This window comes from Micromonospora sp. WMMD736 (genome assembly GCF_049179015.1).
Classification (GTDB): Bacteria; Actinomycetota; Actinomycetes; order Mycobacteriales; family Micromonosporaceae; genus Micromonospora.
This window is the reverse complement of the sequence record NZ_JBMHMI010000001.1, coordinates 4,532,414-4,544,432: the sequence shown is the minus strand read 5'-3', so window position 1 is coordinate 4,544,432 and position 12,019 is coordinate 4,532,414. Positions and strand designations below refer to the sequence as shown.

At 71.4% G+C, this 12,019-nt stretch carries 14 protein-coding genes; 5 read left to right on the top strand and 9 right to left on the bottom strand.

What is annotated here, in order from left to right; genetic code table 11:
* Positions 1–64: 64 nt before the first annotated feature.
* From ACN269_RS20445 to ACN269_RS20430, 4 genes are all read right to left on the bottom strand, one after another.
* Positions 65–643: a DUF4178 domain-containing protein gene (locus ACN269_RS20445; protein ID WP_421473923.1), complete on the bottom strand. Its 579-nt coding sequence runs from the start codon at positions 641–643 to the stop codon at positions 65–67.
* A gap of 125 nt (positions 644–768) precedes the next feature.
* Positions 769–1,146 carry a hypothetical protein gene (locus ACN269_RS20440; RefSeq protein ID WP_421473922.1) on the bottom strand — a complete coding sequence of 126 codons (378 nt, stop codon included), beginning with the start codon at positions 1,144–1,146 and terminating at the stop codon, positions 769–771.
* A gap of 101 nt (positions 1,147–1,247) precedes the next feature.
* Entirely contained in the window at positions 1,248–3,839 is a 2,592-nt protein-coding gene (clpB, locus tag ACN269_RS20435; protein WP_421473921.1) for an ATP-dependent chaperone ClpB, read from the bottom strand.
* Positions 3,840–3,924: 85 nt separating this feature from the next.
* Complete coding sequence (locus tag ACN269_RS20430; RefSeq protein ID WP_421473920.1) at positions 3,925–4,560, bottom strand: TetR/AcrR family transcriptional regulator; 636 nt, start codon at positions 4,558–4,560, stop codon at positions 3,925–3,927.
* An 85-nt stretch (positions 4,561–4,645) separates the two neighbouring features.
* Here ACN269_RS20430 and ACN269_RS20425 point away from each other — a divergent pair, with 85 nt between their 5' ends.
* Positions 4,646–5,779 carry an epoxide hydrolase family protein gene (locus ACN269_RS20425; RefSeq protein WP_421473919.1) on the top strand — a complete coding sequence of 378 codons (1,134 nt, stop codon included), beginning with the start codon at positions 4,646–4,648 and terminating at the stop codon, positions 5,777–5,779.
* Between the two features lie 71 nt (positions 5,780–5,850).
* Here the strand turns inward: ACN269_RS20425 and ACN269_RS20420 are convergent, their stop codons facing one another.
* On the bottom strand, positions 5,851–6,108 hold the full coding sequence (locus ACN269_RS20420; RefSeq protein WP_421473918.1) for a hypothetical protein: 258 nt from the start codon (positions 6,106–6,108) through the stop codon (positions 5,851–5,853).
* A 232-nt stretch (positions 6,109–6,340) separates the two neighbouring features.
* On the opposite strand from ACN269_RS20420, the gene ACN269_RS20415 reads away from it, so the two are divergent.
* The 4 genes from ACN269_RS20415 (at position 6,341) to ACN269_RS20400 (ending at position 8,987) form a co-directional block, all read left to right on the top strand.
* Entirely contained in the window at positions 6,341–6,568 is a 228-nt protein-coding gene (locus ACN269_RS20415; RefSeq protein WP_421473917.1) for a winged helix-turn-helix domain-containing protein, read from the top strand.
* Positions 6,569–6,634: 66 nt separating this feature from the next.
* Positions 6,635–7,135, top strand: a complete 501-nt coding sequence (locus ACN269_RS20410; protein ID WP_421473916.1) for a cation:proton antiporter regulatory subunit — start codon at positions 6,635–6,637, stop codon at positions 7,133–7,135.
* Between the two features lie 5 nt (positions 7,136–7,140).
* Positions 7,141–8,346 (top strand): cation:proton antiporter, encoded by a 1,206-nt coding sequence (locus ACN269_RS20405; protein WP_421473915.1) that lies wholly within the window; start codon positions 7,141–7,143, stop codon positions 8,344–8,346.
* A 209-nt stretch (positions 8,347–8,555) separates the two neighbouring features.
* On the top strand, positions 8,556–8,987 hold the full coding sequence (locus ACN269_RS20400) for a hypothetical protein (protein WP_355048464.1): 432 nt from the start codon (positions 8,556–8,558) through the stop codon (positions 8,985–8,987).
* A 178-nt stretch (positions 8,988–9,165) separates the two neighbouring features.
* Here ACN269_RS20400 and ACN269_RS20395 read toward each other — a convergent pair whose 3' ends face one another.
* The 4 genes from ACN269_RS20395 to grpE form a co-directional block, all read right to left on the bottom strand.
* Complete coding sequence (locus tag ACN269_RS20395; RefSeq protein WP_421473914.1) at positions 9,166–9,348, bottom strand: hypothetical protein; 183 nt, start codon at positions 9,346–9,348, stop codon at positions 9,166–9,168.
* 130 nt (positions 9,349–9,478) lie between these two features.
* Positions 9,479–9,919: a heat shock protein transcriptional repressor HspR gene (locus tag ACN269_RS20390; RefSeq protein WP_355048782.1), complete on the bottom strand. Its 441-nt coding sequence runs from the start codon at positions 9,917–9,919 to the stop codon at positions 9,479–9,481.
* Positions 9,920–9,949: 30 nt separating this feature from the next.
* Positions 9,950–11,137: a molecular chaperone DnaJ gene (gene dnaJ / locus ACN269_RS20385; RefSeq protein ID WP_421473913.1), complete on the bottom strand. Its 1,188-nt coding sequence runs from the start codon at positions 11,135–11,137 to the stop codon at positions 9,950–9,952.
* 85 nt (positions 11,138–11,222) lie between these two features.
* Complete coding sequence (grpE, locus tag ACN269_RS20380; RefSeq protein WP_421473912.1) at positions 11,223–11,981, bottom strand: nucleotide exchange factor GrpE; 759 nt, start codon at positions 11,979–11,981, stop codon at positions 11,223–11,225.
* Positions 11,982–12,019 lie beyond the last annotated feature (38 nt).

The window sequence follows — 12,019 nt, the reverse complement described above, 5'->3', positions numbered from 1 at the left end:
CACCGTATCGGCAACCGGCCACTCCGGCATGCCGTGACGAAAGCGGCGCGCTGGGCGAGGTCGCTCAGCGCGCGTCGTCTGCGGGTCGGATCGCCAGGTCGGCCGGGTCGAGCAGGTCACCGCGCGCGATCCGCCAGCCCTCTTCGCCGTACGCCTCGAAGGAGAGCCGGGCACCCCCACCCGACTCGTAGTCGTGGTAGCGCATCGTCCCCGCCGCCGGCAGGCCGGTCTCCCCGGTTGAGGTGTAGCGCGCCTGCCCGGTCTCGGCCCAGGTGTACCGCCGCCCGCCGAGGTTGATCTCCGGGGCACCGGGGGTGACGGTCGCGCCGGGTTCGGTGGTCCAGAGCACCAGCTCCAGCTCGGGTCCCCCGTCACCCTCCACGGAGAGCCGGTGCGGCGTGCCGGAGGCGTCGTCGAGGAGGTGCTGCACCCAGGTCCAGTCCCCCTCGACGAGTCGGATGGTGCCGCTCACGACGTACTCCCGCTGGCGGATCCGCACGCGATCACCCGGTGCCAGCCGGCGGGTCGGCGGGAGGCCGGTGGGCCGGGCCGCGGCCCGGCGCCGGGCGCGCACGACGGCCACGAGCACGACCATCATGAGTACGACAACGGCCCCCACCAGGGACGCCAGCGACCCGTCCACCCGACCACCTCCCCAGGTACGTCGGCGCAGACGGTAACAACCGGGCGCACCGAAATGAGTCGCGTCGTGACCGAAAGCTCAACCACCCACGACGGACCGCCGACGTGTGGGGTGCGCGGCGATCGTCAGGCGGCGGCGAGGCGCTGGGTGGCGTAGTCGCCGAGGGTGGAACGGCCCATGACGCAGCCGATGAAGGTCGTGAACTCGGTGGCGTCGCCGCGCAGCGACGTCCAGGTCGCCTGGGCGGCCGCCGGGTCGACGCGTTCCAGCAGCGTCGCCGCGTACGCGCGGCCGGCGGGCGAGCCCTCGGCCAGCAGGTGGTCGAGTTGCCGGCGTACCTCGTCGGGGTGCTCGTCGAGTGCGGCCTCGACGCGGCGGTACGCCTCGGTCACCGGCAGCACCTCACCGGCGAACCCGACACCGCCGAAGGCCAGCGTGTCGGCGGTCATCAACTCGTCGGTCGCCGCCCGAAGCTCCCGCTCCCACCCACTCATCCCGAACATGTCCCACTCCTTTCCCCGTCGGCCCGCCGCTCACCCTTTTGATCAAGAGGTTTGCGTCATGGGAAGACGTCCCGATGACGCAAACCTCTTGATCGCGGGGCTCAGGCGGGGGTGACCGTCAGGGCGTTTCCAGCGGGGTTCAGGTCGGCCTTGACCGTGTTGCCGTCCCGGATCGTTCCGGAGAGCAGGGCCTTGGCCAACTGGTCGCCGATAGCGGTCTGCACCAGTCGGCGCAGCGGTCGGGCGCCGTAGATCGGGTCGTAGCCGTGCTCGGCCAGCCAGCCCCGCGCCGCCTCGGTGATCTCCAGACCGAGTCGCCGGTCGGCCAGCCGGCGTCGCATCCGGTCGAGCTGGATGTCCACGATGGAGCGCAGATCGTCCCCGCGCAACGCCGCGAACACCACGATGTCGTCGAGCCGGTTGAGGAACTCGGGCTTGAAGTGCGACCGGACGACGGCGAGGACGCCCTCGCGGCGCTGCTCCTCGGCCAGCGTCAGGTCACTGATCACCGACGATCCGAGGTTGGAGGTGAGGATCAGGATGGCGTTACGGAAGTCCACCGTCCGGCCCTGGCCGTCGGTGAGCCGGCCGTCGTCCAGCACCTGGAGCAGCACGTCGAAGACGTCCGGGTGCGCCTTCTCCACCTCGTCGAGCAGGATCACCGAGTACGGCCGGCGGCGGACGGCCTCGGTGAGCTGGCCGCCCTCCTCGTAGCCGACGTAGCCGGGCGGGGCACCGACGAGGCGGGCGACAGAGTGCTTCTCGCCGTACTCGCTCATGTCGATGCGGACCATCGCCCGCTCGTCGTCGAAGAGGAACTCGGCGAGCGCCTTGGCCAGCTCGGTCTTGCCGACGCCGGTCGGGCCGAGGAAGAGGAAGCTGCCGGTCGGGCGGTCCGGGTCGGCGACACCGGCCCGGGCCCGACGTACGGCGTCGGAGACCGCGCTGACAGCCTCGGCCTGGCCGACCACCCGGCTGCCGAGTGACTCCTCCATCCGCAGCAGCTTCGCCGTCTCGCCCTCCAGCAGGCGGCCCGCCGGGATGCCCGTCCAGGAGGCGACGACCGCGGCGATGTCGTCCGAGCCGACCTCCTCCTTGAGCATCGCGCCGTCGGCCTGGAGCTGCGCCAACTCCTCCTCGGCCTGCGTCAGCTCGGCCTTGAGGGCCGGGATGCGGCCGTAGCGCAGCTCGGCGGCGCGCTCCAACTCGCCGTCGCGCTCGGCCCGCTCGGCCTCGCCGCCCAGGCGCTCCAACTCCTCCTTGGCCGTGGAGAGCTTGGTGATGTGGCTCTTCTCGGTCTGCCAGCGCTCGGAGAGCACGGTGAGCTGCTCGCGCTTGTCGGCCAACTCCTGGCGCAGCCGGGCCAGCCGCTCGGCGGAGGCGGCGTCGGGCTCCTTGGCCAGCGCCATCTCCTCGATCTCCAACCGGCGCACGGCCCGCTCGATCTCGTCCACCTCGACCGGCCGGGAGTCGATCTCCATCCGGAGCCGGGACGCGGACTCGTCGACCAGGTCGATCGCCTTGTCCGGCAGGAACCGGTCGGTGATGTACCGGTCGGAGAGCGTGGCGGCGGCGACCAGCGCGGCGTCGGTGATCCGTACACCGTGGTGCACCTCGTAGCGCTCCTTGAGCCCGCGCAGGATGCCGATCGTGTCCTCGATCGTCGGCTCGCCGACCAGCACCGGCTGGAAGCGGCGCTCCAACGCCGGGTCCTTCTCGATGTGCTCGCGGTACTCGTCCAGCGTGGTGGCACCGACCATCCGCAGCTCACCGCGGGCCAGCATCGGCTTGAGCATGTTGCCGGCGTCCATCGAGCCCTCGCCCTTGCCCGCGCCGACGACGGTGTGCAGCTCGTCGAGGAAGGTGATGACCTGCCCGTTGGAGTTCTTGATCTCCTCCAAGACGGACTTCAGCCGCTCCTCGAACTGGCCCCGGTACTGCGCACCGGCGACCATCGCGCCGAGATCCAGCGAGACGAGCTTCTTGTCGCGCAGCGACTCGGGCACGTCACCGGCCACGATCCGCTGGGCGAGCCCCTCGACGATGGCCGTCTTGCCGACGCCGGGCTCGCCGATCAGCACGGGGTTGTTCTTGGTACGCCGGGAGAGCACCTGGATGACCCGGCGGATCTCGGAGTCCCGGCCGATGACCGGGTCGATCTTGCCGTCGCGGGCGCTCGCGGTGAGGTCGACGCCGTACTTGCTGAGCGCCTGGTAAGTCTGCTCGGGATCGGCGGTGGTGACCCGCCGGTCTCCGCCCCGGACGGTCGGGAACGCCGCGATCAGGGCCTCCTCGGTCGCGCCGGCGGACTTGAGCGCGGCCGAAACGGCACCGCCCACGCGGGCCAGGCCGGCGAGCAGGTGCTCGGTGGAGGTGTACTCGTCACCGAGCGGACGGGCGATCTGCTCGGCGGCACCGATGGCGTTGACGAACTCGCGGGCCAGGGTGGGCTCGGCGATGCTGGAGCCCCGCGCGGCCGGCAGGGCGTCGACCGCCCGCTCGGCGGCCCGGCGCAGCTCGGCGGGGTCGGCCCCGACGGCGCGCAGCAGACCGGCGGCGGTCGAGCCTTCGGTGTCGAGCAGGGACAGCAGCAGGTGCCAGGGCTCCACGGTCGCGTGGCCACGCTGGTTGGCCAGCGACACGGCGCCGGTGATGGTCTCGCGGCTCTTGGTGGTGAGTTTCTCGGTGTTCATGGGCTCCCCCGGATCGGCGTTGTCCACTGTCTTGGACGCAACCAGAGTTGAGCGTATTCCACTCAACCTTACCGTGTGACGCCCGTCACTCCCGGCGACGCCACCGCCAGTCGAACTCCCCGGCCGCCGGGGGCGGGCCGGGCAGCGCGCCCGGGTCCGGTGCCGTCGACAGGCCGCCCAGCAGCACCGCGAGCTGCCGGCGGCGCAGCTCACGGGTGCGCTCCGCGTCGGGTACGCGCACCGCCGCGCAGCCCTCCAACACCAGCCCCAGGTCCTGCACGACCACGTCGGCGCGCAGCCGCCCACTGGCGTGCGCCCGCTCGACGAGCGTCGAGGCCAGCTCGCCCGCGCGCACTGCGTCGCGGCCCATCTCCTCGGTCGGCGTGAACGTGCCGGCCAGGTGGACGGTGAGCGAGTGCACGTCGGCGTCGACCACCCGGGCCAGGAACCCGGCGAACGCGGCCCAGTCGTCCGGCTCGGCGAGCGCCTCCTCGGCCACTTCGATGTAGCGGCGCAGCCCGTCGTGGCAGAGCTGGCGCAGCAGGGCCTCCTTGCCCGCGTACCGCCGGTAGAGCGCGCTGATCCCCACGCCGGCGCGGTCCGCGACGGCGGCGATCGGGGCCTTCGGGTCGTCCAGGAAGACGGCGCGGGCCGCTTCGAGGATCACCTCGTCGTTACGGGCGGCCTGGGCACGGCGGCCGGCCAGGGGTCTCGTCGACATGACCTGAGCCTAACACTGGAACGGATCGTTCCGGTCTGCTATCGTCATAGCAGAACGAAACATTCCGTTCCGAAGGAGCATCGAGATGACCGGCACCGCGATCCGCCCGTTCCGCGTCGAGATCCCGCAGACCGCCCTCGACGACCTGGCCGCCCGCCTGAGCCGCACGATCTGGCCCGCCGAACTCCCCGGCGTCGGCGACGCGTACGGGATGAGCGGCGACCGGGTCCGCGCGCTCGCCGACCGCTGGCGCGACGGGTTCGACTGGCGAGCGGTCGAGGCCCGGCTCAACGCCCACCCGCAGTTCGTCACCGAGATCGACGGCGAGCAGATCCACTTCCTGCACGTCCGCTCGTCCCGGTCGGACGCCACCGCCCTGGTGCTCACCCACGGCTGGCCGGGCTCGGTGCTCGAATACCTGGACGTCATCGGCCCGCTCACCGAGCCGAGCGACCCGGCCGCGCCGGCCTTCCACGTGGTCGTCCCGTCGCTGCCGGGCTTCGGGTTCTCCGGGCCCACCCGCAGCGCCGGCTGGAACCGGTACCGCACGGCCCGCGCCTGGGCCGAGCTGATGAACCGCCTGGGGTACGACAGCTACGGCGCGGTCGGCAACGACGGCGGCTCGTTGATCTCGCCCGAACTGGGCCGGATCGACCGCAAGCACGTGCTCGGCGTACACGTCACCCAGATCTTCTCGTTCCCGTCCGGCGACCCGGCCGAGTTCGCCGACCTGCCCGAGGCGGACCAGGCGGCGCTGGGGCACCTCCAGTGGTTCTACGAGAACAAGTTCTCCTTCAACCAGGTGCACAGCCAGCAGCCGCAGACCCTGGCGTACGCGCTGGCCGGCTCGCCCGTCGGGCTGCTGGCCTGGAACGCGCAACTCTTCGACGAGAGCCTGGAGGCCGATTTCGTCCTGGCCAACGTGGCACTGTACTGGTTCACCGGCACCGCCGCCTCGGCGATCCGCTTCTACTGGGAGGACGCGCACGCCGACGAGCAGCCGGCCGAGCCGACGACGGCGCCCACCGCGGTGGCCATGTTCCCCGGCGACTTCCAGTCCATCCGGCGCTTCGCCGACCGCGACCACGCGAACATCGTCCGCTGGACCGCGTACGGCACCGACGTCGAGGGGCGCGGCGACGTCGGCGGCCACTACGCGGCCCACCAGGCGACCGACGTCCTGGTCGACGACATCCGCGAGTTCTTCGCGACTCTTTGATCGACTCGTGTTCCCGGAAGTCGGGGTGTCCCGGAGGTCCGGACACCCCGACTTCCGTGATGTCGAGTGGATCAGGCTCGGCGGGGCAGGCGGGCGGTGCAGGGCGTCTCGTGGTCGGCGCGGAGCACGCAGCGTCGGCCACCGTCCAGCCGTCGGTCGCAGAAGACCCAGTGCCGTACGCCCTGGTCGTCCTCGGCCGAGACGGTGATCCCACCGAGGTCGATCCGGGCCAGGAACGCCAACGACCGACCGGCGGTCCGGCCCAGCATCTTGGCGCGCGCCAGATCCGGCGCGGAGATCGGCAGATGGATGACGAAGCGCCCGGTCATCGCCGCCGCAATCGGTGAGGCATGGCTGACGGTCCTCCTCGCAGTGGAAGGCAGAGCCGGGACGAACAACGGGGGGAAGCTCGCCCCGGCTCGGTGAGCGCTCCAGTGCCATCCGGAAGCGTTCTCTCCGAACCTACAATCGGTGGCGGTTGTAGGTCAACGACCTGGCTCCGATTGCTTGAGGTTGTAGGTGGTCGCGTGATCGAATGGGCGTGCCATCCGGGGAGTGTGTATGCCCAAGCAGCAGTATCAGGTGCTCGCAGACGAGCTACGAGCGAAGATCGAATCGGGAACGTGGCAGCCCGGCACGAAGCTGCCGAGCCGATCGCAGCTCTGCAAGGAATACGGCGTGTCGGACACCGTGGTCGGCAAGGCCATGATGATCCTCCGCGCGACCGGGCTCACCGAGACGCTGGAAGGCGTCGGCGTGTTCGTGGCGGAGAAGCCACCGACCTCCTGACGGGTCGACGGCTCTAGATCAACGTCCAAGATCTGCGTTTCGTTAACGTGGCGGTAGCCTTGGCGGGTGCGAGTACGTGTCGAGCAGACCGCCCTTCCCGGGATCGGGGTACGCCACGATCTGGTGACGGAGTCCGGACGCCGCCTGGGCGTCGTCTCCCACCGCAATGGCCGCCGTGATCTCGTCCTCTACGACCCTGACGATCCCGACTCCTGCCAGGCGGACATCCCGCTGACGGACGACGAGGCGGAGGCGCTGGCCGACATTCTCGGCGCGTCGCTGATGCTCGGCCAGCTCTCCGGGCTGCGCGAGCAGGCCGCCGGGCTGCTCACCGAGCAGATCGCCATCCCGGCCGGGTCGCGGTACGTCAACCGTCCGCTCGCGGACACCAAGGCGCGTACCCGCACCAGCGCCTCCATCGTGGCGGTGCTGCGTGACGGCGAGGTGATCGTCTCGCCGCTCCCCTCGTTCCGCTTCGCCGCCGGTGACGTGGTGGTCGTCGTCGGGACCCGCAGAGGTCTCGACGGTGTGTCCGCCATCCTCGCCGACAGTGACCCGGACGGCTGAGGCGGATGCACGATTTCACCACGCTGCTCATCGAAGTCGGTGCGCTCCTCCTGCTGCTCGGGCTGCTGAGCCGGCTCAGCCGGCGCTTCGGCCTCTCTCCCATCCCCCTCTACCTGCTCGCCGGGCTCGCGTTCGGGCACGGCGGGCTGCTGCCGCTGGACGCCAGCGAGGAGTTCTTCGCGGTCGGCGCCGAGATCGGCGTCATCCTGCTGCTGGTGATGCTCGGCCTGGAGTACTCGGCCAACGAGCTTGTCGGCAACCTCCGCTCGGCGGCACCCGCCGGACTGATCGACGGGGTGCTCAACGCGCTGCCCGGCGCAGGGTTCGCCCTGCTGCTCGGCTGGGACTGGGTGGCCGCCCTCGTACTCGGCGGCATCACCTGGGTCTCCTCGTCCGGCGTGATCGCCAAGGTCCTCGCCGACCTGGGCCGGCTCGGTAACCGTGAGACCCCCGTGATCCTCTCGGTGCTCGTCATCGAGGACCTGGCGATGGCGCTCTACCTGCCCCTGGTCACCGCCGTACTGGCCGGCACCGGCCTGCTCGGCGGCGGGATCGCGCTCACCGTCGCGGTGGGCACGGTGCTGATCGTGCTGGTGGTCGCCATCCGGTACGGCCACCTGATCTCGTCCGCGCTCTCGGCGAAGGACCCGGAGGCGCTGCTGCTCGGCGTACTCGGTCTGACGTTGCTGATCGCGGGCATCGCGGCGTCGCTCCAGGTGTCGGCGGCGGTCGGCGCGTTCCTGGTCGGCATCGCCCTCTCCGGCCCGGTGGCCCACCACGCCACCCAGCTGCTCTCGCCACTGCGGGACCTGTTCGCGGCCGTGTTCTTCGTCTTCTTCGGCCTGACCACCAGCCCGCAGGACATCCCGCCGGTGTTGCTGCCGGCGCTCGCGCTGGCCGTGGTCACCATGGGCACGAAGACGCTCACCGGCTACCTGGCGGCCCGCCGGGTCGGCATCGCCGAACCCGGTCGCTGGCGGGCCGGTCTGGCGCTCGTACCCCGAGGTGAGTTCTCCATCGTCATCGCCGGCCTCGCGGTCGCGGCCGGCAGCGTCGAGCCGCGGTTGGCCGCGCTCGCCGCGACGTACGTCCTCATCACCGTGGTGACCGGACCGATCCTGGCCCGGCTGCCCGACACCCCGTGGTTCAAGCGGTGGCTGCGCAACCGGGCCCTGGCCCAGCGGCGCGAGCCGATCCCCGTTCACGACTGATGTTCACCGCCGCTGTCCTGCCTCGTGAGGTGGGACAGCGGCGCTGGCCAGGACACCCGAACGGCCGTTCGGGGCGGGCCGGCCGACGGATGCCGAATTGCGCCCTGCGGGTACTACCGCAGCAACCAACGGCGGGTTACCGTTTCGCCCCAGCAGCCAGCGTCCGCAGGCAGCGTTGCCACCCGCGGGCGAGAGCGGAAGGTTGGCCGGTGAGCGTGCAGGAGTCGACGTTCCACGGCTTCGCGAACCCCGTCGATCCGAGCCCGGCGGAGTTGCGAGCTTGGGCGTACCAGCCGGATTCGGTCCCGTTGGCGTCCATGCCACCCGACTGGGATCTCCTGGTCTCGGGTGACCGGCTGGTGTTGACGCTCTTCGAGCTGGCCATGGATCCGACGTGTCCGGCCCGGCGCTTCGCGCTGCACTGCCTCTACATCTATGCCGCCGACGGCATCCGGACGAACTTCCGGGCCCATCCCAAGCGCCGCTTCCGCAAGCTCGTGGAGCAGGCCGAGCGCGACGGCGACGAGCTGATGCGGATCTGGGCGCACAACGGCCGCGTACTGCTGGCGAGGCCGGATCTCTTCGTCTACCGGGACTGGTGCGAGGGCGGCCTCGTCCGCGAAAACCGCCGCCTCGGCTGAGAGCCCCTCCCACCCCCATTGCGCCGCCAATCATGCACTTTCTGCGGCGACAAAAGGCGTGTGGGGGGACATATCGCCAACCGAAAGGCAAGATCGGCGCGGGATACCGCGCGTTCGCACAGCATGGCGAACGGGCCGGGACCCCCCGTGGGTCCCGGCCCGCACGTCGGTCACCGGTTCAGTCGCGCTTGCGGTTCGGGTCTGGTTGGGTTGGGCCGCCCTGTTCGGCGAAGCGCCCCTCCTTGATCCGGTCGCGGAACGTTCCCTCGGTGACCTTGTCGAACTTCTCGCGGACGGTGTCGGCCAGGCCTTCCAACCGCTCCTCCGTCTGTTGAGCGACTTTCTTCGCCGGCTCCGCCATCGCTCCCCCTTGCCATGCCGGTAGGCCCGAATTAAGCCGTTTGTACCCCGTATCGACAGGTTAACGGAAGCGGCCCGGTCCGCGCCGGGAAATCGGAGCGCGGGCCGGGCCGAGGAGGCGGTACGTGGGGTCAGCGGTCGGTGTTGCGGCGGGGACGCCAGACCACCAACGCGGTGGACGTGCGGTTGGTCGGCACCAGATCACGACCCGGGAAGCGGGCCAGCGACTCCAGCTCGGCCACCCGGCGGTACGCGGCGTCCAACTCCGCCTCCAACCGCGCCACCCGCTGCTGCGCCTGCTCCAGCAGCCGCTCCAAGCCGATGATCCGCTTGACGCCGGCGAGGTTGATCCCGTCGTCCTGACTGAGCCGCTGCACCTCGCGCAGCAGCACCACGTCCCGGACGCTGTAGCGACGACCACCGCCGGCCGCCCGACCGGGCTGCACCAGCCCCAGCCGGTCGTACTGGCGCAGCGTCTGCGGGTGCATCCCCGCCATCCGCGCCGCCACCGAGATCATGAGCACCTTGGCCTCGTAGGCAGGGTCACCCGAACCGAGGAACTCGCCCGACATCCCGCTCACCTCCGCGTCCATCCCACCGGACTATCCGACCCGACGCACGCGCGCGTCGAGATGTTCCCGCGCCGCCGGCGGACTCTGCTCGGCGAACGCCTCCAGCGCGGCCCGCGCCTCGTCCGTCAGTCGAGCGGGCACCACCACGTCCAGGGTGACCAGCAGGTCGCCGGCCTGCCCGTCGCGGCGGACCACGCCCTTGCCCCGGGCGCGCAGCACCCGCCCGCTGGGCGTGCCCGGCGGCACCCGCAGCGTCACCGCGCCGTCGAGCGTGGGCACCCGCAGGTCCGTGCCGAGCACGGCCTCCGGGAAGGTCACCGGCACGGTCAACGTCAGGTCGTCCCCGGTACGCCCGAACAGCTCGTCCGGTCGGACCTTCACGTGCACGAACAGGTCGCCGGCCGGGCCGCCGCGCTCACCCGGCTCACCGCGCCCGGCCAGCCGGATGCGTTGGCCGTCGGCCACCCCGGCCGGGAAGCGCACGTTCATCGTGCGGGTCTTGGTGACCCCGCCGCTGCCGTGGCACTCCGGGCACTTCTCCTCCACCACGGTCCCGACGCCCTGGCAGTTGCCACACGGCTCGGAGAAGCTGAACGACCCCTGGTTGCGGGTGGTCACCCCGGCCCCGTGGCAGACCGGGCAGGTACGCGGTTGGGTGCCGGGCTTGGCGCCGTTGCCGTGACAGGTGTCGCAGACGCCGGGGGCGCGCAACGTCAGCGGCAGGGTCACCCCGCGCACCGCGTCACCGAAGTCGAGCGCCACCTCGGTCTCGACGTCCCGCCCACGGGCCGGACCGCGCGCCGCGGCCTGCCCACCGGCCTGCCCGCCCGAGAAGATCGAGCTGAACAGGTCCTGGAAGCCGGCTCCGCCGCCGAAGCGACGGTCGCCACCGCCCGCGCCGCCGCCGAACAGGTCGGAGACGTCGAACGGCATCCCGCCCGGCTGACCGCCGGCCCGGGCGTTACGCCGGAACGCGCCCGAACCGAACAGCGAACGCATCTCGTCGTACTCCCGGCGACGGCCGGGGTCCGACAGCACGTTGTACGCCTCGGAGACGGCCTTGAACCGCTCCTCGGCCTTCGGGTCGCCCGGATTGTGATCCGGGTGCGATTCCCGGGCCAGCTTGCGGTACGTCTTCTTGATGTCATCCGCGGAGGCGGCCTTGTCCACGCCGAGCACGGCGTAGAAGTCCTTCTCGAGCCAGTCCTTCGAACTCACCGGTCCACCCCCTTCCGACCGTCGTGGCCCGGCCGTCCCGCCCACCGCAACGCGGAGGACGGGACGGCCCGGTCACCGTCTCGCACTATTCCGGATCCGCGACCGCGACCAGCGCGGGGCGCAGCAGCCGCTCACCGAGCTGGTAGCCGCGCCGCATGACCTGCACGCAGGTCGGCTCGCTGACGTCGGCCGAGGTCTGGTGCGCGACGGCCTCGTGCCGGGTCGGGTCGAACGGGTCGCCCTGCTCGCCGAAGGCGGTCAGGCCGAACTTGCCCAGCGCGCCGGTGAGCTGGTCCGCCACCGTTCCGAACGGTCCGACCAGGTCGCCGTGTTCCCGCGCCCGGTCCAGGTCGTCCAGGATCGGCAGCAGCGCGGCCAGCACCGAGCCGGTCGCCTGCTCCTGCACCAGGGCACGGTCGCGGTCGACCCGCTTGCGGTAGTTGGCGTACTCCGCCGACACCCGCTGCAGATCCCTGGTCCGCTCGTCCAGCTCGGACCGGAGCGCGGTCAGCTCGGCACCGAGCGAGGTGCCCGTGCCGCCGCCGTCCACCGGCTGCGCCGGGGCGTCCACCACCGGCGGACCGGAGGGTTCCGGCCCGTCGGTGGCGTTGACCTCGACCTCGATCTCGTCGACCACGACCTCGGCGTCCTCGACGAGGCCTTCGGCCGGTACGCCGGTCTCCGCGTCGGCGGCGGTGCCCTCCGGCTCCGTCGCGTCACTGAGCTTGCGGTTGTTGCGGATGACGACCCGCTCCTCGGCGTCGGTGGTCGACTCCGTGGGCGCGGAGCCACCCGGCGTCGACCCGGTGTCGTCCGAGTCGGCGGCTCGTGGCTTCTGCGTCATGGGGCTACCTCATCCTTTCGCCGTGGATACGTGTCGGA